Here is a 26,428-nt window from a genome sequence, read left to right as displayed (position 1 = left end):
ATTATGCACAAATATAAAGGACAAGCATATAGTATAAATACCTCTTAACTTTAAGTAACCTTAACTTTCGTTAATAGGGTATCTCAAAATCCCCGAAAAGAGCACTTGCGGAAACAAGTGCTCTTTTATTTGGAATTTTAAACCATAAATATTGCATAAAATGTTAAACTTGAAAAGAGTACTTTTTTTATTTAAAACTGTAGTATATGAATGGAGTGTTATTGAATGCAAACAAGAAAAGCATATCTATATGTATTTGACACGATGTCTGATTGGGAATACGGACATTTAATTGCTGAACTTAATACAGGAAGATATTTCAAAAAAGATGTAGCGCCTTTTAAAGTAGTAACAGTTGGAATAAATAAAGAAACGATTATTTCAATGGGGGGCTTGAATATAAAGCCGGATATTTCCCTAGATGAATGTATCCTTGAGAGTAACGATCTATTAATTTTACCTGGAGGGAATACTTGGAGTGAAGAAATACATAAACCTATTTTGAAAAAAGTTGGTGAAGCCTTAAGGCTTGGTACAATTGTGGCTGCCATTTGCGGTGCAACTATAGGTCTTGCAAATTACGGTTACTTGGATTCTATAAATCACACAAGTAATAATTTAGATTATATGAAAATGGTTTGTCCTACTTATAAAGGAGAAAATTTTTATGAAGTAGGACCTGTAGCATCCAGTGAAAATCTTATTACTGCATCGGGTGTAGCACCTCTAGAATTTGCCATGGAAGTATTAAGGAAATCAGATGTATTTGCGCCGGATACACTTCATTCATGGTATAAATTGAATGAGACTCATGAAGTGGAATATTTCTTCCAGTTAATGAATTCAATTAATAGCTGAGTAGTATTTCGAATGAAAATTATATTTTAGATGATGCGAAAACTAATAACAAAATAAAAGGTAAGGGTATTCCTATGAATATATGAGGGAATATTCTTACTTTTTATAGTATTATTTCTGAACGACAAACGTAATGGCATTTGTTTTTAATTGAACGTGTCTTTCATTACGAACTATATTATAAGCTAATTCCTTTATTTCAACTTTTAGTTTTTTCCATTCTTTATAAATGCTTTTTAAAGCACTTATCATTTCTTCGGTTGAAAGATTAATTTCAATTAAAGCTTCTAATTCTTCATTCGTTATTGAATCAATTTCTTGTATGTTAGAGTTAATAATTAAACAATTAATACCGCCGTTTTTTGTACCTCTTTTCATAGATTGGAGTACATTTTTAAAATCTTCTTCTGATTTGACATGTTCCAAACTTGATACTGCAACGATATAGTCATAAGTATTAGATCTAATATGATAGTTTTCAATTGCTGCTTGTTCTGTTTTTATAACCTCGAATACGTCATGTTCTTTGCTATAAATTTGTAGCTTTGTTAAAGCGGAATCAAGTAAATCAACACATGTAACAGTTCCGCTAGCATTTTTAATCTTTTGTGCAATTGGAATGCTATTTCTACCGACGCCAGAGCCAAGATCAAGCACTTGTAATTTGTTTTTCTCTTCAAAGTAGTCCATTAAATCCATAACTGTTTTAACCGGCTTGTGAAGCCAAGATCCAGTTTCAAATAGTTTATATTGTTCATAGCAAAGATCGTGATATTCCTTTTCTTCTTGTCTTATGTAATCGATACGGTTCATATTGTGTCAGTTCCAATATTTTCATTACAAAATGAATAGGTGGGGCAGCCTTTAACATTTGTTTGAATTCGAAAAATACCACCAGCATGTGGATACTGTTTTAATTCGTCATCCGTCATTCTTGTTCTGGCTGTTGTAACATATAAATCAGTTAAGTTAGGCCCACCAAACGTACATGATGTTACATATAACGCAGGAATTGGAATACTTAATATTTGTTCTCCAGTAGAGGGATTCCATCTAGTTATTTTTGAACCTCCCCAATGTGCAATCCATAAACAACCTTCTTCGTCAATTATCATACCATCAGGTAGACCGTCATTTTCAGAGAAAATGATTACATCACTTGGATTATGAATTTCTCCAGTACGTATATTATATTGATAGCGAACCACTTTTTTAGTAGGTGTATCTATAAAGTAAAGGTATGTATGATCAGGTGACCAAGCCATTCCGTTTGAAGTATTTACATGTGAAATTTTTTTCTCTACACTCAAATTATTATGTAAACAATATAAGGAACCTGCAGCATTAATACCGTATGTATCTGTAGTACCTGCCCAGAAACGACCAGCGGGATTACATTTTCCATCGTTAAAACGATTTTCTATTAAATGTTGTTCGGGGTCAAAAATATGTGTCAGTTTTTCTGTATTTACATTAATAGAATAAAAGCCGTTTTCCATAGCTAAGAGTAGTACATCCTCTAAATATGGAACAACACAGCCAATTTGTTGATTGAGAGCAATTACTCGGTTCGTATTAGCGGTAGGATTGTATATGCATAATTTTCTCTCCATAATATCAACCCAATATAAAAGTTGCTTTTTTTCATTCCAACATGGTCCTTCAGCTAAACTTGCTTTAGCATCTAAAACTAATTCTATATTACTGAACAAGATGTTCACCTCGCGTTATAAGATATTAATATAATTCGATAAGAATAGAGGTAAACCTTTTAGTCAAAGGGTATTAAAATTTATAATGTAGAAAAATGACCTTCTCACAAGTGATTAAAAAAGTGTATAAACAAGGAGAGGAAAATGCATATGATGTTTTATGAGATTGTTTGCTTTTCTTGTAAGAATATATTTCGTGTTTACGAAGGTAGTGAAAAATATAAGCGATTTAAAGAGAAACCAAAAGGGGCATATTGTTGTGATGAGTGTAGCCACAAAATTCAATTAGAAGCGATAAAGAATTTTTTTAGATAATTTTACGATTTCGATTCGGAAAAGTTTGACAATAAAAGTGTTATAAATTATCATATTAAAAAACTAATATTTAAGGCATAGAAGAGAAGAGTAGTTAAGAAAGAATACGTACAGAGAGCTCTGGTAGCTGAGAAAGAGCGGTATACATCTTAACGAAAAAAGACTTGGAGCTGCGCAAGGAACTAATTTATTTAGGGATGGTGCGACGGGTTCTCCCGTTATAGAGATAGGGTATAAGCATATTTTGCCGTACCTGAAGAGGTTAATATGGTGACATATTAACAAACTGAGGTGGTACCGCGAAGCTAACAACTCTCGTCCTCAAGATGAATAATCTTGGGGGTGAGAGTTTTTTGTTGCATAAAACTGGAAATTAGAAAACAAAAAAATAATTGAGGTGAGTAATATATGCATTGGGCGTATGAAGTAGCACATGAATTAATTAGGAAACATCCAAATAAAGAAACGTTTGTTTGTGCATCTGGAATTAGTCCGTCAGGTTCTGTTCATATTGGGAACTTTCGTGAAATCGTAACGACTTATTTCGTAGTAAGAGCACTTCAAGATTTAGGGAAAAAGACTCGTTTTATATTTTCGTGGGATGATTATGATAGGTTTAGAAAAGTTCCAAAAAATATTGATCCATCTTTTGCAAAGTATATTGGTATGCCATACTGTGATATTCCAGATCCGTATGGATGTCATAACTCGTATGCGGAGCATTTTGAAAAAGAGTTTGAAAAATCGCTTCAAGCATTTGGAATTGGAGTGGAATTTATTTATCAACATGATGAATATAGAAGCGGAAGGTATAACGAAAATATATTAGAGGCTTTGTATAAACGAAAAGATATATATGATATTTTAATGGATTTTAAAACTGGAGAGTGTAGTGAAGAAGAGCGAGAGAGCTTTTATCCAGCTACATTATATTGTGAGAGGTGCGGGAAAGATACAACAACTATTACACATTTTGATGAAGTATTAAAAACAATCCGGTATGAATGTGAATGCGGAAATGAAAAAGAGTTATCCGTATTAAATACAAATAAAATGAAACTAAATTGGAAAATCGATTGGCCGATGAGATGGATGATAGAGGAGGTTGTTTTTGAGCCGGGTGGCAGAGACCATTCATCAGAAACGGGTAGTTATAATGTATCAAAAGAAATTGCAAGGAAAATATTCAATCGTGAAGCTCCTCATTATGTTGTTTATGATTTTATTGGAATTAAAGGCAATCATGAAAAAATGTCTAGTTCTTCAGGAAATAGTATTACACCTAGTGAGTTGTTAAAAGTGTATTTACCAGAAGTAATTCTGTTTATGTTTGCAAAATATAGACCAAACGCAGCTTTTCATATCGGTCTTGATGAAGATGTGATTCGCAATTATACAGAATATGAGCGATTGAAAGATAGTTATGAAAATAAAACGCTCAAAAGTGAAGATTTACTTGATGCAATTAAACTTTCTAGAGTTACTATCGGGTTTAAAGAATATCCGAAATTTAATCAAGTAGCAGGAACGTTACCATTATTAAATTTTGATTCAACTATTTTACAGGGGATATTAAAGAAAATAGATAGGAGCTATGCATTAGATGAAATGAGAGCGGTGAGTAATCGCACAGAGTATTGGATAAGAAATTTTCAATCTGAAAAATTAATTGCGGTAAATCAAGAGAGAAATACAGAGTTTTACAACACATTGGATGAAAGACAGAAAGAATGGTTAGTAGAAGTTTGCGATATACTTCGTTCTAACAAAGATTACTCTCACTTAATGGAGCAATTATATGCGATTTGTCATCATGAAAATAAAAAAATAATGAAAGAAAATCAAAAACAATTATTCACTATTATATATAAGCTCATTATGAATCAATCAAATGGTCCTCGTATACCATTACTAATACATGTAGTAGGCATAGAAAGATTCATCACACTATTAGATTTCTAAAACACAGTTAAAAGCAACGCAAGTACCAAAAATTCTAAGTACTTGCGTTGCAAATTTTACTATCGTGAATATATTTTTGGACATTCATCACCACTAGGTTCATAAAAACAATGACTTTTAAATTGACCTGCAAACGGCTGATTATACCATTCAGGCGGACAAGCTCCAACTGGACGAAAATACCAAAGAGCCCATCGTGCAGGCCAGCGCCATTGACCTTGTAAAAATTTTCTTGCAATTTCTTTTTCTGAATCACGAGCGCGTTGGTAAAAATACCCGTATTGCACTGCTTCGAATCCTCCGGGACTTTGATATACTGCATCACGTACAGACCGAAGTTGTTTAAAATCTAAGCAATCACAAAATACCCGATTTACGACAACGCATCCAACAAGCTCCTCACCTTGACGACCTTCGCCTTCAGCTTCAGCACGAATTAAACGAGCTAGTAAATCAACATCACTTTCATTGTATGGAATAAGGGGCATAGTGATACCACCTTTCTGTTGTAGTAAAGAGTGTATGCTATAAAACAATCTGCGTGCTTTTTTACATAAAAATAACATTTAATTTTAAGAGGAGCTTGTATAAAAAAAGCTAATTAGTAATAGTAGATAAATATAAAAGGGAGAGGTATTATGTATCGAATTCATAAAGATGATATCATTTACTCAATGTCACCAGAAAATAAGCCATGTATGGAAGTAGAGAATGGGAGTAGACTTGTGTTTGAAACCTACGACTGTTTTGAAAACCAAATTGATTCTGAAGATGTTGTGTTTCAAGAATTAGATTGGAACCGAATTAATCCAGCGACTGGTCCAGTATATATTAATGGTGCAGAACCTGGCGATATATTAGTCGTAACGATTGAAAAAATTAATATTGCAGAGCAGGGTGTTTTAACTACAGGTGCGAATCTTGGTGTAATGGGTGAAGAGCTAAATGAAAACATAGTGAAAATTGTCCCAATACATAATGAACATGTTTTGTTTTCAAATGAATTACAAATCCCTGTTAATTCAATGATCGGTGTAATTGGTACTGCGCCGAAAGAAGAGAGCATTTCATGCGGCACCCCACATGATCACGGTGGGAATATGGATTGTAAAGAGATAAAAGAAGGGACGACATTACTATTACCTGTAAATGTTCCTGGCGCTCTATTAGCATTAGGTGATCTACATGCAGCAATGGGTGATGGTGAAATTGGTGTTAGTGGCGTAGAGGTTGCTGGTGAGGTAACTGTAACAGTTCAAACTATAAAAGGAAAGAAATGGCCATTACCAATGGCTATTCAAAAAGAAAAAATAATGACGATTGCTTCAGAGAAATTGTTAGATGATGCAGCAAATCGTGCTGTACATAATATGGTGACATTTTTACATGAAGTATTAGAAATGTCTAAAGCTGATGCAACTCTTTTATTATCGGCAGCAGGTAATTTAAAAGTTTGCCAAGTTGTTGATCCGCTGAAAACGGCGCGTATGGAACTAGGAATGGATTATGTGGAGAAACTAGGATTTACTTTTAGTAAATTTCATATTAAATAGATAAGGGACGAAAAAGGATACTTTTGTATAAAAGCATCCCTTTTTTAATTTACGGATTTTGTGAAAAGAGGTAGTATTTATTTTATATAAGTATATTTGAGATTGTGGATTAAAAAGGAGTTCAATAATGGTCAAAATTATGATTGTAGAAGACGATATGAAAATTGCAGAACTATTATCAACACATGTTGCGAAATATGGTTATCAAGGAGTTATTGTATCGGACTTTCAAAATGTATTAGACATTTTTTTAGAAGAACAACCAGAGTTAGTTTTATTAGATATTAATTTACCGAGTTTTGATGGGTACTTTTGGTGTCGTCAAATTCGCGGTGTTTCTACATGTCCGATACTATTCATTTCGGCTCGTGAAGGTACGATGGATCAAGTTATGGCGTTAGAAAACGGTGGCGATGATTTTATTCCGAAGCCTTTTCATTATGAAGTTGTAGTGGCGAAAATTCGTAGTCATTTAAGACGTGCATATGGAGATTATGCACCGAAACTAGAAGAGCGAATGATTGAGCAACAAGGCCTTTGTTTATATCCTGAAAGGCTTGTATTGAAACTTAGAAACGACGAAATTGATATAACGAGAAACGAAGCTATTTTATTAGAGACATTAATGAAAAATTATCCGCGTGTTGTGAGTAGAGAAGTGTTACTTAATAAATTATGGGATAGTGAATCTTATGTTGATGATAATACATTAAGTGTAAATACAACACGTGTGCGTAAAAAGTTACAAACGTTACATATAGAAGGTGCGATTGAAACGATTCGTAGTGTTGGATATAGATTGCACATTACTTGGGATAATGGTATAGAAAAATGATAAGGTTGTTTATACGTGATCATATACCAGTTATTTGCTTTACCATAATTCAACTACTAGCTATATTTCTCGTATATTGGTTTGATGGGCATAATCATATTACAACGGCGTTATACGCAATGTTTCTAGGTGTTTTCTTTATGGGAAGTTATTTAGTGTTTCGTTATTTTACACATCGTTCTTTTTATGAGCGCCTAGCAAACCCGATGCAATCTTTAGATGAATCTGTTCAAAAATCTGATTTTGCAGCTGTATCGGCTGCTCTTCAAGAACTACTTGAGGTGCAATATCGACATTATCAAAATCAGCTGCAAATACAAGAGAGAAAAAATAATGACCATTTAACCTTTATGAATCAGTGGATCCATCAAATGAAAACACCTTTATCTGTAATAGAATTAATTACACAGGATGAAGTAGATTCACGTTTTGAAAGTATAAATGAGGAAACAGACCGATTAAAAAAGGGATTGGAAATGGCTCTATATGTCGCACGATTAGAAGCGTTCACACAAGATTTTTATGTAGAAAGGGTACAACTACATAAAATAGTGAATGATTCGGTACATGAACATAAACGTTTCTTTATACGGAATTTTGTATATCCAGAGCTTGAAATTGATAAGGACATTACTGTAGAAAGTGATGTGAAATGGTTAAAGTTTTTAATCGGACAAATACTATCGAATGCGATTAAGTATTCATCAGGTAGTAGAGAAAAGATTAAAATGAAAGCTTGTAAGGAAGGTAATACCGTTATACTTGAAATTGCTGATAATGGCGTAGGTATACCGAAGCAAGATTTACCAAGAGTATTCAAACCTTTCTTTACAGGAGAAAACGGTAGAGATTTTAAAGAATCAACAGGAATGGGGCTATATCTTGTATATGAAATTACAAAACAATTAGGACATAGTGTGGAAATCCTTTCAGAAGTTGGTAAAGGTACGGTAGTGCGAGTAATATTTTTTAATGTGTAAAAAGTAATCAAGGCTAAAGAACTTTGGAGATAAGTTTTTTAGCCTTGTTTTGTACCCTTGATAACATTGGAGAATGAAATATTCTATAGATAAGAGAGGCAAAATGAACCCAATAAGAATAAATGTAAGACTACATACATGAACCATTTTTTATAATAAAAATAGAATCTTATAGAAGTTGCGAATGATAGGAGGCTTGAAATGGATATTCGTAAAATGAAATATTTCATAACGGTGGCAGAAGAATTAAACTTTAGTCGTGCAGCAGAGCGTCTTATGATGGCACAACCGCCTTTAAGTCAAGAAATTCGAAAATTGGAAGAAGAATTAGGAGTTCAACTTTTTCACCGGACAAAAAGGATGGTTGAGCTTACCGAGGCGGGGAAAGTCTTTTTAGAAGGTGCTAGGCAAACATTACTTCAAGTAGATAGAACGATTAAAGAAACACAGCTTGCAGATGAAGGGAAAATCGGGCATTTAATCATCGGTTTTGTCGATTCTACAGAAACAGTTATAGGCATATTAAAAACATTTCGAGAACGTTTTCCAAAAATTCAGCTCATATTACGTGAGATGACAACAGACCAACAAATAAAAGCGCTTTACAAAAAACAAATTCATATTGGATTTATTCGTTCGGAGCAAAATAATGAAATATTATCTTCTGAAGTTTGTTCTGAAGAGTGTTTAAAGTTGGTTTTGCATGAAAATCACCCTTTCGTTTCGTTACCTAATATTTCAATCAAATCATTAGTGGAGGAACCATTCATTTTATTTCCTCGTCATTTCGGTACAAATTTTTATGATTTAATTATTAGTTACTTTTGGAAATATGGGGTAAGTTTAAATATTGTTCAAGAAGCAGTTCAAATGCAAACGATTGTAAACTTAGTTGCAGCTGGAATGGGGATTTCTGTCGTTCCATCCTCGGTGGAAAGCTATAAAAAATCAGGAGTGATGTATAAAGATATTCTAGAAAATACTCCGGAAATAAATTTATATGCTGGATGGAGGAAGGATGAAAAGTCTGTCGTGTTAAAGAACTTTTTAACAGTTGTTAGAGAGGTTTATATGACTTCCCACAGCCCATCTTTATAGGATGGGCTGTGGGAAGTTGGCAAGGGGTGTTTATTTATAGATAAAACTTACTCATGATTCAACCTGTTTTACTAGTATCATACTCAGCGAAACCTTTTAATACACTGTCAATCTGATCCATAATTTCAGGTTGCAATTTAACACTAGAAGCAATTACATTTTCTCTTATTTGTTCCGGATTTGAAGCACCAATAATTGCAGAAGAAACAGCTGGATTTTGTAATACCCAAGCAACTGCGAGTTGAGATAAGGTAAGGTTAATTTCTTGTGCGATAGGTTTAATTTCCTGGATAGCGGTAAGCACATCATCACTCATCCAACGTTGCACGAGTTTGTCAAAAAACGGTTTTCCAGCATCGGAGTTAGCACGCGATTGATTCGGTAATGGTTTACCAGGTTGATATTTTCCTGTAAGAATACCTTGTGCAAGTGGCGACCATACGATTTGGCCAAGTCCCTCACGTTGACATGTTGGAATCACATCAGTTTCAATAACTCGCCATAACATCGAATATTGAGGTTGGCTAGCGATAAATGGAATGTTCAATTCGCGTGCAAGTGCTGCACCACGGGTAATTTGTTCTGATGTCCATTCGCTTACGCCTAAATAGAGAACCTTACCTTGTCTTACAAGATCTGAGAAAGCTAACATTGTTTCCTCAAGAGGAGTTGTTATATCAAATCTATGTGCATAATAAATATCGATATAGTCTGTCTGTAATCGTTTTAACGATGCATTACAATTTTCTATAATATGTTTTCTTGATAATCCACGATCATTTTTTCCAGGACCGGTCGGATGGCATACTTTTGTACATAGTTCTATACTTTCTCGGCGTATACCTTGCAAAGATCGGCCAAGTACTTCCTCAGCTATCGTGTCCGAATAAACATCAGCAGTATCGAACGTTGTAATTCCAACATCTAGTGCGGCTTTTACACAATCATTTGCAGTATTTTCGTTTACTTTTCCACCATGGTTTATCCAGTTCCCGTATGCGATTTTACTTACTGTTAATCCACTGTTTCCTAGTTTACTAAATTCCATTGTAGAACCACCCCTTAAAAATGATACCTTTATTATAAGAACTGAAATTTAGTATGTATAATATATGATTTATGATGAATTTATATAAAATTTATATAAGAGGGAATGCTTACAATTTTATTGCTAGGGAAAGCTAAAGCAAGTAGTACAACAAATGTGGTTGATACTTGTTCGATATGAAGTGAAGAAATAATGAATAGACCTTAAAAGAAAGCAATCTTTTTTAGCAGCACAAATAATTGCATTTACTCATACAGTACTATTATGGTACAATATGGTTACTAATGAGGGAAAGGAATGATGGGTGGACGATGATTAACTAATCTTATTTTTAAATGTTGAAATTCAATAAATTTCAATTTCTAAAAAATAGGATTAGTCTGCCCGATTTCCATACAACGGTATTGCTATTTATGTTGCGTAATAGCTTATTTGGGTGTAAATATTTTAACGACTAATCCTGCCAAATTTATTTGGGAGGATTTTTTTATTCTCCCTTAATGAAAGGGATCGGTATTATGAAAGAACTATTAAAATTAAATGATGTTTATGTTGAAATAAAAGAAAATATGTTGTTAGAGAAAATGAATGTGACAGTAAAACAAGGGGATGTTATCGGATTAATTGGTAAAAACGGTGCTGGTAAATCAACGTTACTTCAATTAATAAATGGAAAGATTGAGCCTTCAAAAGGGATTGTTGAATGGCAGCAAATGAATATGACAACCGCATATGTTGAGCAAGAAATAGAATCTTTTATTAGTAACGATGTAATTGCAAAAGAAGCAGAACTGCTTGCGAAATGGGGCGTGCCAACGAACGATTTTCATACTTTAAGTGGTGGTGAAAAGTTAAAAATTCGATTAGCAAAAGGATTTGCTAAAAATCCTAATGTCTTAATATTAGACGAACCGACAAATCATTTAGATGAAATGAGTACGGAATTTCTCATTAAACAAATAAAAAATATGAAAGGTACAGTTATCGTTGTATCGCATGATCGATATTTTTTAGATGTTGTTGCAACAAAAATATGGTCAATTGAGGACAAAAAATTAATTGACCATAGTGGTAATTATACAAGCTACATGAAAGCACGTGAGCAAAGAAGGAAGTCGCAGCAGCGAGAATATGAAAAGCAGCAAAAAAAGATAGAACAAGTAGAAACACATATAAAAGAATTAAGTTCATGGTCACAAAAGGCACACGCGCAGTCTACAAAACAAGAAAGTTTTAAAGAGTTTTATCGTGTAAAAGCGAAACGAATGGATGCGCAAGTGAAGTCAAAAAGAAAACGTCTCGAAAAAGAGCTGGAGAAAACGAAAGTAGAACGTGTGAAAGAAGAGTATTCAATTGAGTTCTCTATTCAAGCGAGTAAAAAAGTAGGAAAACGCTTTTTAGAAGTAAAGCAATTAAAAAAAGAATTTAATGGAAAAGCATTATTTGAAAACGTTAATTTTACAATTCAGCACGGTGAGAAAGTTGCAATTGTTGGACCAAACGGTAGCGGGAAAACAACATTACTGAAGATGATTATGGGAGCGGAAACTGCTGAAGGAGAAATATGGATTTCACCATCTGCAAACATCGGTTATTTAACACAAGAGGTTTTTGATTTGCCACTGGACAAAACGCCAGAAGATTTATTTTTTAAAGAGACGTTTGAAGAAAGAGGAAAAGTCCAAAATTTAATGAAACATTTAGGGTTCCAAGCTTCTCAATGGAAAGAGCCGATTGAGCATATGAGTATGGGAGAAAGAGTAAAATGTAAGCTAATGGCTTATATTTTAGATGAAAAAGATGTACTCATTTTAGATGAACCGACGAATCACTTGGATCTACCTTCACGTGAACAACTTGAAAATACATTAGCTGAGTATAACGGAACATTAATAATTGTTTCTCACGATCGATATTTTCTAGAGAAAACAACTAACATAAAACTCGTGTTTTTAAACAATACGATACAAAAGCAGCTAGAAGAACCTACTAAAACAAGAGATAATATTGAAGAGCTACGTTTAACGTTAGAAACAGAGAGACAAGAAGTATTAGGGAAATTAAGCTTTTTAACTTCTAACGACAAAGAATATAAAGAACTTGATGAACGATTTATAGAACTTACGAAGCAGATAAAGGCGTTATAACGTAAGTAAGGGGAATTAACATGGGAGAAGAGAGTTCAACTAAGTTATTTAGAATAGATTGTGGAGATATATACTTGCAAGGGTTTATGGTCAAAGATGCAGAAAGTATTTATAAAATAGCCAATCAACCGGAAATAGAAAAGTTTTTACCAGACTGGAAATCGACGAAAGAACAAAGGGTGGATTGGATTGCAAATTATGAAATACCAGCAAACAAAGCATTTCTTGAGGCAGTGAAAACTACGAATAACATAGATAATCATATGTTAAAGCTAGGAATATTTAAGGAAGCTACAAATGAATGCATTGGATGGTGCTGCACAGGCATGAAAGAAGAACTCCCTTCACCAAACAGAGAGATAATGTATGCTATCTCAAATAAACATCAAAATCATGGCTATGCTACAAAAGCGACTAAAGGCTTAATTGACTATTTGTTTAAAGAAACAAATTTAATTGTCCTTAACGCAATTACTTTAATTAACAATGTACCATCAAATAAAGTTATTAAAAAATGCGGGTTTACTTATTTGAGTGAACACAAGATAGCAAATCAACTATATAATCATTATGTATTGAGTAAATCTGAATGGATAAAAAATATTGTGCAGTAAAAGGAATTAATACGAAATCATAAAAAAGCTTAGAGCTAAAACTCTAAGCTTTTTTATATTCATTTTATCCCGCATAGGTACCTTAATCTTTATCATTCACGAATGTTTACACATTTTAGTAATAAGTAAAAAAGGGGATATTAGCTTAACATTTAGTAAAAGATTTTTTGGGCTAAATACAAATGCAGTCTTATCCAAAACGAGATTTTGGGTCTTTATGAGCTTGCCTATTATTGTATTATCAGTAGTACCTGCCATGATGTCGTTCTTTGTATCAGGAAATATTAAATCAATTTTATTATTTATATGTTGGATAAACACATTCATTTCCGCCTCAGATATTTACAATTCGTTTTTGATTGCAATGAAACCGAAGCACTCATTTTTTTTGCAGAGGTTATTATAAAGTGAAATAGTATTTAATGGGTAACTCAAATATGCTTTAACGACATACAGCAGTTAAAATATAATATTTGAAAGTAAAAAGACCGATAAAAATCGGTCTTTTCATATTAATAAAATTAAGATTAGAAAATAGCATTGTAATTCAAACCAATATGCAAATATTATAAGATAGATATGCTTTGTTTATAGATTGAAAATAGGTTTATTATCAGTTTTTTTAGAAATCTTACAAGCGTGTAAGATAAATGAAAGATGAATCAATATGAGCTGTAAGACAATTCATTTACACTCTATAGTGAGCGGTGGAAATGAAGGGAGAATATAAATGGAAATTTTGCAGGCAAATAGTATTAGTAAAGTATATAGAGGGAAAGTACCTTTTAAAGCATTAGTAGATATTGATTTATCAATTCAAGAAGGTGAATTTGTAGGAATTATGGGCCCGTCAGGTAGTGGGAAAACAACGTTATTAAATATGGTATCTACTATTGATTCTCCATCATCGGGAGAAATATTTATTAATGGTACAAATCCTTTCCAATTATCATCAGAAGAATTAGCGTTATTCCGCAGAAAACAATTAGGATTTGTTTTCCAATCATTTAATCTTCTTAGCACACTTACTGTAAAAGAAAACATCGTATTGCCGATGACTTTAGATGGTGTTTCTGTGCAAGATATGAACAAACGAGTGGAAGAGATTGCACAGAAATTAAACATTACAGATATATTGAGTAAAAGAACGTTTGAAATATCAGGGGGACAAGCTCAAAGAACAGCAATTGCTCGTGCGATCGTTCATAAGCCGCAATTGTTACTTGCAGATGAACCAACAGGGAATTTAGACTCTAAATCTTCAAATGATGTAATGGAGATGCTTGATACTCTAAATAAAGAAGAAAAAGCAACGATGATGTTAGTTACACATGATCCGTATGCAGCGAGCTTTTGCAGCCGAGTAATCTTTATTAAAGATGGTCAACTATATAACGAAATTTATTGTGGTGAAAGTAGGCAAACTTTTTATCAAAAGATTATGGATGTCCTTTCTTTGTTAGGAGGGAAAAGGCATGACTTTTCGTCAGTTCGCATTTAATAATATTTTTCGCAATAAGCGTACATATGCTGGCCATTTTTTAAGTAGTGCATTTTCTATTATGATTTTCTTTACGTATGCTCTTTTATTATTTCATCCTGATTTACAAGGTGAGTTGAAATCGACAAGTGCAACAATAAGTGCATTTGGTACATTGGGATTTTCAGTTTCGCAAGGATTGATTTTTGTATTTTCATTTTTCTTCATTCTATATTCAGTTAGTTCGTTTTTAAAGACGCGTAAGAAAGAATTTGGTATTTTAATGATGCAAGGTATGTCAATGAGACAGCTTAAGAAATTATTATTAATTGAAAATATGTTGATTGGACTTGGTTCAATTTGTATAGGGATTTTCATTGGACTCATATTTTCTAAACTAGTCTTATTGATAAGTGCAAGTGTATTAATGATTAATAATGGTTTACCTTTTTATATACCAGTGCGGGCTGTATTATTAACAGTTATTACATTTCTTTTCTTGTTTTTAATTGTTTCATTATTTACATTTAAAATGATAAAAGTAACGGAACTTGTGGAACTTATTCGAGCAGAGGAAAAGCCAAAACCTGAACCGAAATCTTCAGTTTTATTATCGATACTTTCTTTAATTAGTATAGGGTATGGATATTTTTCAGTATTTCGCTTCATACCAAGTACCAATTTTATTACGCTTGGAATAGGTGTGCTTCTAGTAATTATAGGAACGTACTTTTTATATACACAGTGTAGCGTGTATATACTGCACCTTGCTAAAAGGAAAGAATCTTTCTTTTTAAAGAGAACAAATATATTAACATTTTCTGAATTAATTTACCGTATGAAAGATAATGCAACGATGTTTTTTATAGTATCTATAGTTTCAGCAGTTGCATTTACAGCAATTGGTACAACAGCCGCAATTGGAAATAGGGATTTGGTAAGGATGACAAATCCGTATACATTTTTGTATGGAAGTTTTGAAAATGACAAAGTATTGAATAAAAATCTTTCTATTATAAAAAAACACCTTTCTGATGCTAATATTCCGTATCGAATGGCTTCATCTTCATATATATACACAGAAAATGGCGTAAATGTAATGAAGTTAAGTGAATACAACGATCTTGCTAAAGCACTAGGCTATCAACAAGAAACAATTGAAAAAGAAGATGAAATTTTATTAATTCCTGGAGTCGTATCACAAAAACAAGAATTTAAAAATGGCGAGTATAAAAAGAATATAGAAGTCATTCAAGGTGACTGGACAAAGACATTTCATGTGAAAAAAGCTGTAGAAAATTTAGTTTTACCACATGATTCTAGAACTATTTATATCGCTGTTCAAGATCAGGTATATGATGGAATACCTCTTACTAGTGACCCAGTTAATAAAGAAATTCCATATCGTACTTACGGATTTGTTGTAGATGATTGGATAAAAACGAAAGAGATTTCAAATCAATTAAAGAGTATATTCGATAAAAATCTTAGGGACAGAGATTTCTACTTTGAAGCTTTAACATTAAACTTGTTGGAAGCAAAGCAAAAGAATGGTTTATTACTTATGGTAAGTATTTTAGTTGGAATCGTCTTCTTTACATTCGCCGCTAGTTTTATTTATTTCCGATTATATACAGATTTGGATCGCGACCAACAGCAATATAAAATGATTTCGAAAATGGGATTAAGTAAAGGTGAGTTGAAAAAAGTTGTAACGAGGCAGTTATTATTAATGTTCTTTTTACCAATTTTCGTTGCAGTGATTCATACTGTAGTTGCTTATATAGCATTACAGCAATTAGTCGATTTTTCTATCATAAATAGCTCTATCGTTATTTTAATTTCATTTATATGTATACAAGTTTTATATTTCTTTATAACCCGTTGGCGTTACCTGCAAAAGCTTTATAAGGTTATGGAGCAATAGAATTTATTAGCTTGTAAGACTACACTAAAGTATGTGGAAAAATGAACTGTATGATGAAAGGAATCGTGATGAAAAGAATATTAACTATTTTTATGTTAACTATAATACTTTTAATAAGCTTTAGTGCATGTTCTAAAAAGGACAACTCATTTCCTGCAAACGGTGTATTAATTATTGGAGATGAAAATAATATTTCACCAATTATTAATCGTTATCAGGAAATTACGGAAGAAAATGAAGTGTTTTCTGTGAAAAAAGGGGAAGTTGGAAATGGAAATGTCTTAATTTTAAATGAATCTACAGCACAAGCATTGATTAAAGAAAAACTTTTTCGAAAACAAGATAATGGCTCCAATTATATTATAGATACGTTACCGAAATTCCCAAAAGAAGGGTCACTATTATTTACAAGTGAAGACGATAAGACTATGAAAAGTATTAAAATAGGAGGGGAAGAGATTCCTGTTACATACGATAGTGATGCTTGGATAGGTAACAATCGTAAATATTCAACGGAATGGTATATGATTGTAGCAAAAAATAGTGTGTATAAAGAAATAAAGGCAAATGAAATGAAAATGCATCTTCTTCATTTGAAAAAATCTCTAGGTGACGAAAAACCTAAAATGTCGACAGATAATACATTGGTTAATGAAAATGTTAAAGTAAAAAAACTAATTAAAGGTTTGGAAGGAAAAGTATCTTTCCAGTTTGTAACGATTGGAGAAAAATCATAAAAAAAGAGTTCGAGGTTGATAGAAACTTTATCACCCCCGAACTCTTTTTAGTTTGTAGACCAATCAAATATTATGCTTTACATTACTTCATTTAATCGAGTCTCGTTTGTTTCCTCAATCGCATTTGAATTTTGAACTGAATTATTTTGGGCTTCTTTTTCTTTACGAGCCTTTTGTAGCATTTCAAGGATGATCCATAAAGGAACACCTTTATCCTTTAACATCTTCCATAAATCTAATTCATTAAATTTATGCTCAGGCTGTTTCATTTCTTTTTCAGATGAACGAATATCAAACTTGATAGGATCATTTACTTTCTTACTTTCCAGTTTAGTAGAAGAGATAGTATTATGCTCAAGAGTAGATGGAGTTATTTTAGTAGGTTGAGATAATGTATGAATATTTGATCCGATTTGCATGCTTTTTCCTCCTTTTCAAGCAATGAGATTAGTTTTCTTATGGTTTTTAAATCTTTTTAACATGAGGAAACTATACCTAATTATAAATTCAAATAAACAGATTTACAAGTTGTATTGTAAAAAGTAAATGTTCACTTGAATTAATATTTATCAACAATTGTATATGTTTTCTATATATACAACGTATATAAAATACTTTACATTATGTTTAAGTTGTTAAAACATTCTGTTAATTTTTAGAAGAAAAATGTAAACGTTTTATTAGGGGGAGAAAGTATGGGGAAGTTATTTTTAAAAATATGTTTTTTCGCATTAGTGACCTTATGTTCATTCGCAGCGAAAATATCATATGCTGAAGAGAGGCAACCAAATAATTATCCTATCATATTGGTGAATGGATTTGCTGGATGGGGTAGAGAAGAAATGCTTGGCGTAAAGTATTGGGGTGGTGTTCATGATATACAGGAAGATTTGAAACGAAATGGTGATACGGTACATACCGCAGCTGTTGGACCTGTTTCTAGTAACTGGGATCGTGCATGTGAATTGTATGCGCAAATTAGCGGTGGCACAGTAGACTATGGTGCCTCGCATGCTGAGAAACATGGACATAATCGTTTTGGCAGAACTTATAGTGGTTTTACGCCGAATTGGAGTGAAACAAATAAAGTTCATTTAGTTGGGCATAGCATGGGTGGACAAACGATTAGAACATTAGTACAGCTATTAAAAGAAGGTAGTTTTGAAGAAAAGAATTATGCGAAAAATCACCCAGACACCAAAATATCACCACTATTTGAAGGTGGAAAATCATATGTTCATAGTGTTACAACATTAGCAACCCCTCACAACGGTACAACACTTGCGGATGGTAGTCTTCTGCTGCCGTTCGTTAAAGATTTACTCATTACAGCTGCGAGCTTTGGAGGAAACAATAATTTATCTTTATATGATTTTAAATTGGATCAATGGGGTATAAAGAAGATTGCTGGAGAGTCCTTTTTCCAATATAGTAATCGTATTCTAAATAGTTCACTTTGGAAAAATACAAAAGATATAAGTCAATGGGATTTAAGTACAGATGGTGCAAAGGAGTTAAATAATTGGGTAAAGACGCAACCGGATGTTTATTACTTATCTTATAGTGGACATGCATCACAAGCAGCACCTATTACAGGTTTACATTTGCCTCATATAACGATGAATAAAGTGTTGATGGGGAATGCATTTTTCTTAGGTTCTTATGCGAGATATGAAGAAAACCGTCCGTTAGTTGATACTTCTTGGTGGCAAAATGATGGTGTAGTAAATACAAATTCTATGATTGCACCAATTTCTAATGTTGCTGTAAATAATCATGAGTCATTACAGGTTGGAAAATGGAATCATATCGAAACGAAAGCGAATTGGGATCATCTCGACATGGTAGGATTAAGTGTTTCAGACTCGTTAGGTTTTTCTAGCATTCAAGAGTTTTATAGAACAATTGCTGAAAAGCTATCACGTTTACCGAAATAAGTAATAATAAAGCGCTCTCGATGGAATTCGAGAGCGCTTTATATTATATTGAAAGAGGGGTTTGGTAGAAAAATATGGGGGGATATTATGAAAATTCAAGTTGTATTATCAGGATACGGAACAGTAGGCAGAGAGTTTATAAAATTATTAAATGAAAAGTATTCATATATATATGAAACATATGGGATTCAATTAGTTGTAAGTGGCGTATTAGGAAGAAATATTGCAATACATAATGAAGACGGCTTATCTCTTCATCATTTATTGATGTATGGTGGCGGTACCGCTGCAATTGAAAAATATTTAGAGTATCATCCGAAGGAACGTGCAACAACTAGCATAAGTGGTACTGTATTGGTAGAATCAACAGTTACAAATCTTAAAGATGGAAATCCAGGGAAACAATATATGAAACAAGCGATTGAGAAACAGATGGATATAGTAGCAATTTCAAAAGGTGCACTCGTTACAAACTGGAGAGAAATAAATGAAGCAGCAAGAGGCGTAAATGTACGAATTCGATATAGCGGTGCAACAGCCGCTGCACTACCGACGCTAGATATCGGACAATTTAGTTTAGCCGGTTGCAGTATTGAAAAAATAGAAGGAATATTAAATGGAACAACTAATTATATTCTTACGAAAATGTATGAGGAAGATATGACATTTGAAGAAGCACTGAAAGAAGCGCAAAATAAAGGAATTGCTGAGACAAACCCTATATTAGATATAAGTGGTTCAGATAGTGCGTGTAAATTGTTACTTTTGACAAACAGCTTAATGGAAACAGAGAAAACACTTACTGATATACATATAAAAGGAATCGAGCACGTTACAAAACAGCAAATACAAAATGCTAAGGAACAACATAAAATTATTAAATTAATAGCATCAATATATAAGGATGAGGGTGGCAATGTGAATTTAAATGTTGAACCGTGCGAAATAGAAAAAGATCATCCGTTAGCAAAAGTAAATGGGACCGAAAAAGGAATTACGTTCTTTACAGATACGATGGGACAAGTTACTACAATTGGTGGGGCTTCTAATCCACGAGGCGCTGCAGCTGCAGCTTTAAAAGATGTAATTAACTTATATCGAAAAGACTTGTAAGACCGTACCGCCCTTTATAAAAAATACATATGTCGTGGACCTTTTGTGAATGAAATAAATATGCAAAAATGATTGCAGGGGGTAAGGAATTGTTTAAGGATTTTAAAGTTGTTAAAGATCGTCCCGTTTATATTCAATTGAAAGATTATTTGAAGAAGATGATTATGAAAGGGCACTTGCTCGGGAATCAAAAAATCCCATCAACAAGGGAACTAAGTGAATTACTAAGTGTGAGTAGAAACACTGTACTTGCTGCTTATGCAGATTTAGAGCAAGAAGGACTCATTTATGCAGTTAAAGGAAAAGGGAACTTTGTTGCGAAGGTAGATATATCTAACACTTCGTCTGTTGAAATAGATTGGAAAAATAAACTTAATACAGTGACCGCATTAGCGGATGAATTAGATTTAATGAAACATGGTGTTCGTTGGGAAAAGGGAATGATTGTTTTTAATAGTATAGCCCCGGATGAGAAGCTATTTGATGTTGAAAACTTCAAAAGAGCTTTTCTTACTCGTATGTCCATTGAAGGGGACATCGTATTGAACTACGGATATGCAAAGGGATATAAACCGTTAATGAATTATTTACTTCATTACATGGAAATGAAAGGTGTAGACATTTCGAATAAAGATATTCTAATTACAAATGGATTTACAGAAGGATTGGATATTGTACTTTCTTCTTTATCAAAAAAATCCGGTCGTGTCATTTGTGAGAATCCAACTCACCACGCTGCACTAAAGCTGTTCCGTTTACATGGACTTGAAATTCATGGGATTGATATGAATGAGGATGGTATTGATACGAATGAAGTTGAAAAAAGCTTACGTGAAAAAGATTTTGATTTTGCTTATTTAATTCCTTCTTATCATAATCCAACCGGTATTGTTACGAGTTCAGAGAAAAGAACGGAATTGATGAGGTTATTCTCGAAATATAAGGTTCCTATTATAGAGGACGGATTTAATGAAGAATTACGTTATTCAGGTTCACATTTAGCTCCCTTATTAACTTTTGCTGGAGCTGGCAATAATGTGATTTATATTAGTAGCTTTTCAAAGGTACTTTTCCCTGGTTTACGTGTAGGTTGGATTATTGCAGATAAAGAGCTGATTCATTATTTAGAAAGCGTAAAAAGAGCAAGAACAATCCACACATCTACGTTAGATCAAGCGGTTCTATTTCAATATTTACATGAGGGATATTTTGAGAAATATTTAAAAAAGGCAAGATCGGTTTATAAGAAAAAATATGAGTTAGCTGTCGGCGCGTGTAATCAGTTCATTCCTTTCAAAAGAATGACTGGAGATGGTGGACTTCATTTATTTATAGAGCTAGAAGAGCATATGAATGCCCGCACACTTTTACAAAAGTGTTATGAGAAAGGCGTTACGTTTTCACCTGGAGATGTTTTTTACTCTGATGGAGAAGGGGCGAACACTTTCCGATTAGGGTTTTCGCGCTTGAAAGAAGAAGAAATAGTTCGGGGAATTAAAATAATTGGTGATACATTAAAAAATGAAATTTGGAGTTGAGAAAATGAAAATCGGTGTTATTATGGGCGGGGTATCGTCTGAAAAACAAGTTTCAATTATGACAGGGAATGAAATGATTGCTCATTTAGATAAAAATAAGTATGAAATAGTCCCAATTACATTAAATGAAAAAATGGATTTAATTGAAAAAGCGAAAGACATTGACTTTGCGTTGCTCGCATTACACGGGAAATATGGAGAAGATGGGACAGTTCAAGGAACACTGGAGAGTTTAGGGATTCCTTATAGCGGAAGTAATATGTTATCTAGTAGTATATGTATGGATAAGAATATTTCGAAAAAGATTTTACGTTATGAAGGTGTAGAAACACCAGATTGGATTGAACTTACAAAAATGGAGGATCTAAAGCTTGATGAGTTAGATAAGTTAGGATTTCCATTAGTGGTAAAACCAAACTCTGGCGGATCGAGTGTCGGGGTGAAAATCGTTTACAATAAAAATGAATTGATCTCAATGCTAGAAACTGTATTTGAATGGGATTCTGAAGTAGTAATTGAGAAGTATGTAAAAGGTGATGAAATTACATGTTCCATTCTGGATGGAAAACAGTTACCTATAGTTTCAATTCGACATGCAGCCGAGTTCTTTGACTACAATGCAAAATATGATGATACTAGTACAGTTGAGGAAGTTATCGAACTTCCAGCGGAAATTAATGAACGTGTAAATAAAGCGTCACTGGCTTGTTATAAAGCATTAAAATGTAGTGTTTATGCAAGAGTTGATATGATGGTGAAGGATGGAATTCCATATGTAATGGAAATTAATACATTACCAGGGATGACACAATCAAGTTTATTGCCAAAAAGTGCAGAAGCAGCGGGAATTAGTTATAGCAAACTATTAGATATGATTATTGAAACATCATTAAAAGTTAGAAAAGAAGAAGGGTTTTAAGGGGATTATATAACTAATTCTTTTGACAGTTTCACGAAGTATGCTATGATGAATACATTATAAAAACAAAATATTTATCCACTAGGGGGGCCTTTTATAGGCTGAGATCAAATGTGATTTTGAGACTCTTAGTACCTGATCTGGTTAATGCCAGCGTAGGGAAGTGGGAAAGACGTTGCTATTTAATGAGTAAATAAATACTGTCAATTTCACTTTCTTTACGCCTGTAAAGAAAGTTTTTTTATTTTACAGCTTTAATAATTGTGGATAAATACTTATATTTTATACATTATTGGAGGGATTTAAATGACTTTTTCACAATCATTACGTAAAGAAGTAGATTCAATTTGGGAAGCGAGTTTTAACCATCCTTTTGTAAAAAAACTTGGTGAAGGAACGTTAGATTTAGCTAGTTTTCGCTATTATGTGCTTCAAGATTCATATTATTTGAGTCATTTTGCTAGAGTACAAACTTTAGGAGCTGCAAAAGCTCTTGAATTAGAGACGACAGCTCGTATGGCACATCATGCTCAAAATACATATGAGGCCGAGTTATCTTTACATGAGAATTTTGCTAAAAAGCTAGGGATAACAAAAGAAGAAAAAGATAATTTTATTCCTGCGCCAACTGCATATGCGTATACTTCACATATGTATCGTGCTGCGTATGAAGGGCATTTAGGAGATATCATTGCAGCAATTTTACCTTGCTATTGGTTGTATTACGAAATTGGGGAACGTTTAAAAGAATGTCAGCCGGAAGAGCCAATTTATAACGAATGGATTTCTGCTTATGGATCTGATTGGTTCCGTATGCTAGTTGAAGAACAAATTATACGGTTAGATACTATTGCTGAAAAAGTAACAGAGGCAGACCGCAAGCGTATGAAACAGCATTTTATTATTAGCAGTCAATATGAATATTCATTTTGGGAAATGGCTTATACATTAGAAAAGTGGCCAGTGGATACAGACGTAAAAGACGTAATTGGATAAAGAATAGAAGTAATGTTAGAGATAGGTATGGATCATACCTATCTCTATATTTTTTCTTGTCAAATTTGCGTAAAGTCATTAGTGCTACGGATATGGTGAAATAGAATATCGATAATTTAGCTCATTTAATTGTCTACGCATTAACTGGATAAACTTCTGTCACATTTATTTTACAATTAAAGAACGTAAATGTTGGTGGTATGAAGTTAAATAAGAAAAGAAACCCGAGCTGTTAGCTGTAACGGAGTTGTTTTTTCTTTGCAGGAATTTCTAAGTTAACATGAAGTGCTGTTCATACAATATGCAAATTTGCATATTGTATTTTTTTGAGTTCTTTGTGTGTTAAAATCAAATATAGAGATATGGAAATATAAAGAAGCAAAAGCAGGAATATCCAATGAATTTTGAGAGGTGTTATATGTTTACAAATAAGAAATTAATTCGATTTGGTTTATCGTTGTTTGTATTTTTAGGGATAATTAATTTTACAATCAGCTATTTCCAAACATATCTTGAAACAGCAGCAGATATTAAATGGGTAATTCCAGAAATTTGGAAAACTATTTTACTAGATGTTCCTCAAGGTATACTTGTTCTTTTAGGCGCAATTGCATTATATGATTTCACAAAAGAGGCATCACAAAAAGACGCATCAATCTAAGTGTGTCTTTTTTCAATTAGAAATTTCATAGAGAGCTTTGCTGGAGAAATAGAATAAAAAGCCCTAATTAGGGCTTTTTTCTTTATAGGAATTTCTTAACCGTCATAGAAACCGGTTACTTAGAGGTGTTATAGCAAAGGCATTTACAGTACAAGAAAATCTAAGTGATATATGGAAATATATAGGATTTGTCCGCGTGATTATTGAGAAATTAATTGAGCTTAGTAAGTATGAAGATATGACGCTAGAATTTATATTTTATAATTTCTATTTATAAAAATGAGCCCATAGTAAAAATAGGTATATGAACAAGGTGCATCATCTAGTGATAAGTCATACTTTGTTGGTGTATGTATTGAACTTAGTTTATAGCGCTATTTCTACTTAGATGTAACGAACAGAAATATAGGGAAGCATCAATGAGGTTGTATTTTATAAACGGAGGTTATGAAAATGAATCAGTTTCAACAAGAAATACAAGCGTTAAGCCTTAATGATTACCGATCTGGAAATATTGTCTATTGGGACCAGCAAAATCAATATCCATATTACTATATTGAAGATGCTGCTCGTCGCTGTGGGGGTTGTGGTCGTTGTGGCGGTTGTGGCGGAGGTCGTTGTGGCGGATTCCGTTGTGGCGGATTCCGTTGTGGTGGATTCCGTTGTATTGGTTGCTTCGGTTGTTTTGGTTGCGGAGGTTGTGGTGGTTGCTCTAACTGTTTTGATGGTTTTAGTGGTACTACTGATACTACTGGTACTATTATAACGTATGAATATTGATTGCATTTATCCTGTTATTTGCCGGGCAGTAAGACCCTAAAAAAATTCAGCGAGAGCAAAGAGAAGTTAGGTGGCCGGCTGCCCATAAAAGCCCGATGGATGAGGGCTAATTAAAGTTTCACCTTATCAATTAAAAAACATTAGTTTTATATATGTACGTGCCGACAAAGAATATAGTCATTATTAATGGATATATTCAATCATTCAAGTGAAAGAGTAACAATAAGATATATAGGTGTAATCAAGATGTGATGGATAAAGCAATGACTAGATTTAAAATCTAATCATTGTTTTTTTCTTATGGTTTTATCATTAAATATCTGTCTAGTTTGGGCATTGCTTCCTTCTAGCTAATGATTTTATTACAACCGTGTAAGGTTAATGTAATGTTAATCGATAGTAAAATAAGTTGCTTGAGTGTATTTTAAATAAGATTAAAAAGTACTGTTTATCTATAAAATAATTGGGTAAATAATATGTAATTAGGAAGTGTATGAATATGGTTGAACTAAAATCTATTTTCCATTCGTATAAAGTAAAGAGAAAAATAGCTAAAGATTTATACGGAAAAAGAGATGAATTGACACTGTTATTAAATGAATTTAATAATATGAAATGTACAGTAACATCTGAAAAGAAGAAAAATAATATATTATCTCGTTTGCAACTAATTTATCAAAATATAAAATTAGATAAGCAGTATCCTCTATCAGTTTCTTTTGATAGTAAATTATTGGAGCGATTAGAAAAAGAATCTCTACATACTATTGAGGATGGTGTAACATGTCTACATTTAATGTTAGATATGAATTATGAAAAAATAAAACAATATGGGTCGAGTACAAGTAGGTCATTCGTTCCATTATCGCAGTCTTCTATTTGTCTTGCTGATTGTATTTGTTTAACAGGATTTATAGTAGGTTTACTAGGAGTAATTTCATTTGGAGGGTTCATGTTATCTATATGTTCAACTACATAACGTTGATATATGTAAAAAGAGCACCGATTTGAAGTGACCCCTAAAAGTTAGACACGGTTATTTCATTAGGCAGCTTGATAAAAGTGAGTCCGGTATTGTACCGGGCTCATTTTTAATTTTGCCTTAATCCGTTTCGTATTATAATAATCTATATATTTTTCTAATTCTATTTTAAAGTGCTCTACATTTTCAAATTCTTTTATGTAGAGGAACTCCGACTTCATAATCCCAAAGAAATT

26 protein-coding genes, 2 pseudogenes, 1 riboswitch and 1 other annotated feature are annotated in these 26,428 nt (G+C 32.9%); of the genes and pseudogenes, 22 read left to right on the top strand and 6 right to left on the bottom strand.

Translation table 11 applies throughout. The features are described 5' to 3' along the window. The first annotated feature begins 225 nt into the window (after nucleotides 1–225). Nucleotides 226–858, top strand: a complete 633-nt coding sequence (locus DN403_RS22295; protein ID WP_001194779.1) for a type 1 glutamine amidotransferase family protein — start codon at nucleotides 226–228, stop codon at nucleotides 856–858. A gap of 111 nt (nucleotides 859–969) precedes the next feature. Here DN403_RS22295 and DN403_RS22290 read toward each other — a convergent pair whose 3' ends face one another. Together DN403_RS22290 and DN403_RS22285 are read right to left on the bottom strand one after the other, a co-directional pair. Beyond that, nucleotides 970–1,671: a class I SAM-dependent methyltransferase gene (locus tag DN403_RS22290; protein ID WP_001079445.1), complete on the bottom strand. Its 702-nt coding sequence runs from the start codon at nucleotides 1,669–1,671 to the stop codon at nucleotides 970–972. Beyond that, on the bottom strand, nucleotides 1,668–2,570 hold the full coding sequence (locus DN403_RS22285) for an SMP-30/gluconolactonase/LRE family protein (RefSeq protein ID WP_149185751.1): 903 nt from the start codon (nucleotides 2,568–2,570) through the stop codon (nucleotides 1,668–1,670). Before DN403_RS22285 ends, DN403_RS22290 begins: the two co-directional genes overlap by 4 nt. Nucleotides 2,571–2,714: 144 nt before the next feature. On the opposite strand from DN403_RS22285, the gene DN403_RS22280 reads away from it, so the two are divergent. Continuing rightward, nucleotides 2,715–2,885, top strand: a complete 171-nt coding sequence (locus DN403_RS22280; protein WP_000551042.1) for a DUF2197 domain-containing protein — start codon at nucleotides 2,715–2,717, stop codon at nucleotides 2,883–2,885. 69 nt (nucleotides 2,886–2,954) lie between these two features. Continuing rightward, nucleotides 2,955–3,211, top strand: a binding site (T-box leader). Between the two features lie 82 nt (nucleotides 3,212–3,293). Then, the gene (lysS, locus tag DN403_RS22275) at nucleotides 3,294–4,847 is read left to right on the top strand and encodes a lysine--tRNA ligase (RefSeq protein ID WP_149185750.1); all 1,554 of its coding nucleotides are present in this window, start codon (nucleotides 3,294–3,296) and stop codon (nucleotides 4,845–4,847) included. 59 nt (nucleotides 4,848–4,906) lie between these two features. Here the strand turns inward: lysS and DN403_RS22270 are convergent, their stop codons facing one another. Next, nucleotides 4,907–5,335 carry a cell wall hydrolase gene (locus DN403_RS22270; protein WP_149185749.1) on the bottom strand — a complete coding sequence of 143 codons (429 nt, stop codon included), beginning with the start codon at nucleotides 5,333–5,335 and terminating at the stop codon, nucleotides 4,907–4,909. A 150-nt stretch (nucleotides 5,336–5,485) separates the two neighbouring features. On the opposite strand from DN403_RS22270, the gene DN403_RS22265 reads away from it, so the two are divergent. The 4 genes from DN403_RS22265 to DN403_RS22250 all read left to right on the top strand — a co-directional run bounded on the left by DN403_RS22265 (nucleotide 5,486) and on the right by DN403_RS22250 (nucleotide 9,313). Continuing rightward, a complete protein-coding gene (locus DN403_RS22265) occupies nucleotides 5,486–6,400 on the top strand; it encodes an acetamidase/formamidase family protein (protein ID WP_000285653.1) in 915 nt (304 codons plus the stop codon). 127 nt (nucleotides 6,401–6,527) lie between these two features. After that, nucleotides 6,528–7,235, top strand: coding sequence for a response regulator transcription factor (locus tag DN403_RS22260; RefSeq protein WP_000238992.1), 708 nt, complete (start codon nucleotides 6,528–6,530; stop codon nucleotides 7,233–7,235). After that, the gene (locus DN403_RS22255; RefSeq protein WP_149185748.1) at nucleotides 7,232–8,215 is read left to right on the top strand and encodes a sensor histidine kinase; all 984 of its coding nucleotides are present in this window, start codon (nucleotides 7,232–7,234) and stop codon (nucleotides 8,213–8,215) included. Before DN403_RS22260 ends, DN403_RS22255 begins: the two co-directional genes overlap by 4 nt. Before the next feature lie 201 nt (nucleotides 8,216–8,416). Further along, on the top strand, nucleotides 8,417–9,313 hold the full coding sequence (locus DN403_RS22250) for a LysR substrate-binding domain-containing protein (protein ID WP_149185747.1): 897 nt from the start codon (nucleotides 8,417–8,419) through the stop codon (nucleotides 9,311–9,313). A 58-nt stretch (nucleotides 9,314–9,371) separates the two neighbouring features. Here the strand turns inward: DN403_RS22250 and DN403_RS22245 are convergent, their stop codons facing one another. Beyond that, complete coding sequence (locus tag DN403_RS22245) at nucleotides 9,372–10,361, bottom strand: aldo/keto reductase family protein (RefSeq protein WP_000395988.1); 990 nt, start codon at nucleotides 10,359–10,361, stop codon at nucleotides 9,372–9,374. A gap of 518 nt (nucleotides 10,362–10,879) precedes the next feature. Here DN403_RS22245 and abc-f point away from each other — a divergent pair. From abc-f to DN403_RS22215, 6 genes and pseudogenes are all read left to right on the top strand, one after another. Next, nucleotides 10,880–12,508 carry a ribosomal protection-like ABC-F family protein gene (gene abc-f / locus DN403_RS22240; protein WP_002082721.1) on the top strand — a complete coding sequence of 543 codons (1,629 nt, stop codon included), beginning with the start codon at nucleotides 10,880–10,882 and terminating at the stop codon, nucleotides 12,506–12,508. A gap of 20 nt (nucleotides 12,509–12,528) precedes the next feature. Beyond that, complete coding sequence (locus DN403_RS22235; RefSeq protein ID WP_000503550.1) at nucleotides 12,529–13,122, top strand: GNAT family N-acetyltransferase; 594 nt, start codon at nucleotides 12,529–12,531, stop codon at nucleotides 13,120–13,122. A gap of 55 nt (nucleotides 13,123–13,177) precedes the next feature. Continuing rightward, nucleotides 13,178–13,538 (top strand): annotated as a pseudogene (locus DN403_RS22230) (DUF3267 domain-containing protein); the annotation flags it as partial. 314 nt (nucleotides 13,539–13,852) lie between these two features. Continuing rightward, nucleotides 13,853–14,623, top strand: coding sequence for an ABC transporter ATP-binding protein (locus DN403_RS22225; RefSeq protein WP_000404445.1), 771 nt, complete (start codon nucleotides 13,853–13,855; stop codon nucleotides 14,621–14,623). Beyond that, nucleotides 14,598–16,529 (top strand): ABC transporter permease, encoded by a 1,932-nt coding sequence (locus DN403_RS22220; RefSeq protein WP_149185746.1) that lies wholly within the window; start codon nucleotides 14,598–14,600, stop codon nucleotides 16,527–16,529. Before DN403_RS22225 ends, DN403_RS22220 begins: the two co-directional genes overlap by 26 nt. Before the next feature lie 53 nt (nucleotides 16,530–16,582). Next, nucleotides 16,583–17,266, top strand: a complete 684-nt coding sequence (locus DN403_RS22215; RefSeq protein ID WP_231130553.1) for a lipoprotein BA_5634 family protein — start codon at nucleotides 16,583–16,585, stop codon at nucleotides 17,264–17,266. A 77-nt stretch (nucleotides 17,267–17,343) separates the two neighbouring features. Here DN403_RS22215 and DN403_RS22210 read toward each other — a convergent pair whose 3' ends face one another. Beyond that, nucleotides 17,344–17,685 carry a DUF3914 domain-containing protein gene (locus tag DN403_RS22210; protein WP_001165517.1) on the bottom strand — a complete coding sequence of 114 codons (342 nt, stop codon included), beginning with the start codon at nucleotides 17,683–17,685 and terminating at the stop codon, nucleotides 17,344–17,346. Between the two features lie 276 nt (nucleotides 17,686–17,961). Between DN403_RS22210 and DN403_RS22205 the strand changes: the two genes are divergently transcribed. The 9 genes and pseudogenes from DN403_RS22205 to DN403_RS22160 all read left to right on the top strand — a co-directional run bounded on the left by DN403_RS22205 (nucleotide 17,962) and on the right by DN403_RS22160 (nucleotide 26,189). After that, a complete protein-coding gene (locus DN403_RS22205) occupies nucleotides 17,962–19,203 on the top strand; it encodes an esterase/lipase family protein (RefSeq protein WP_149185745.1) in 1,242 nt (413 codons plus the stop codon). A gap of 87 nt (nucleotides 19,204–19,290) precedes the next feature. Next, the gene (locus DN403_RS22200) at nucleotides 19,291–20,316 is read left to right on the top strand and encodes a homoserine dehydrogenase (RefSeq protein ID WP_000701766.1); all 1,026 of its coding nucleotides are present in this window, start codon (nucleotides 19,291–19,293) and stop codon (nucleotides 20,314–20,316) included. 89 nt (nucleotides 20,317–20,405) lie between these two features. Then, nucleotides 20,406–21,854 (top strand): MocR-like pyridoxine biosynthesis transcription factor PdxR, encoded by a 1,449-nt coding sequence (pdxR, locus tag DN403_RS22195; protein WP_000471636.1) that lies wholly within the window; start codon nucleotides 20,406–20,408, stop codon nucleotides 21,852–21,854. A 4-nt stretch (nucleotides 21,855–21,858) separates the two neighbouring features. After that, a complete protein-coding gene (locus DN403_RS22190) occupies nucleotides 21,859–22,773 on the top strand; it encodes a D-alanine--D-alanine ligase (protein ID WP_016077645.1) in 915 nt (304 codons plus the stop codon). Nucleotides 22,774–22,846: 73 nt separating this feature from the next. Then, a riboswitch (TPP riboswitch) is annotated at nucleotides 22,847–22,952 on the top strand. Between the two features lie 127 nt (nucleotides 22,953–23,079). Beyond that, nucleotides 23,080–23,769, top strand: a complete 690-nt coding sequence (tenA, locus tag DN403_RS22185) for a thiaminase II (RefSeq protein WP_016077644.1) — start codon at nucleotides 23,080–23,082, stop codon at nucleotides 23,767–23,769. Between the two features lie 397 nt (nucleotides 23,770–24,166). Next, nucleotides 24,167–24,430, top strand: a complete 264-nt coding sequence (locus DN403_RS22175; protein WP_002082716.1) for a DUF3937 domain-containing protein — start codon at nucleotides 24,167–24,169, stop codon at nucleotides 24,428–24,430. Between the two features lie 453 nt (nucleotides 24,431–24,883). Then, complete coding sequence (locus DN403_RS22170) at nucleotides 24,884–25,210, top strand: heterocycloanthracin/sonorensin family bacteriocin (RefSeq protein WP_142398854.1); 327 nt, start codon at nucleotides 24,884–24,886, stop codon at nucleotides 25,208–25,210. Nucleotides 25,211–25,362: 152 nt separating this feature from the next. After that, a pseudogene (locus DN403_RS22165) lies at nucleotides 25,363–25,494 on the top strand (site-specific integrase); the annotation flags it as partial. A gap of 209 nt (nucleotides 25,495–25,703) precedes the next feature. Then, nucleotides 25,704–26,189: a hypothetical protein gene (locus DN403_RS22160; RefSeq protein WP_002082715.1), complete on the top strand. Its 486-nt coding sequence runs from the start codon at nucleotides 25,704–25,706 to the stop codon at nucleotides 26,187–26,189. Nucleotides 26,190–26,254: 65 nt separating this feature from the next. Here the strand turns inward: DN403_RS22160 and DN403_RS22155 are convergent. Continuing rightward, the coding region (locus DN403_RS22155; protein ID WP_149185744.1) for an IS3 family transposase at nucleotides 26,255–26,428 on the bottom strand (174 nt) is incomplete at its 5' end.

The sequence above is a fragment of the Bacillus sp. AY2-1 genome, from assembly GCF_008368965.1.
In the GTDB taxonomy this organism is placed as follows: Bacteria; Bacillota; Bacilli; order Bacillales; family Bacillaceae_G; genus Bacillus_A; species Bacillus_A thuringiensis_S.
The sequence above is the reverse complement of the archived record's forward strand: the minus strand, read 5'-3'. Positions and strand labels throughout refer to the sequence as shown.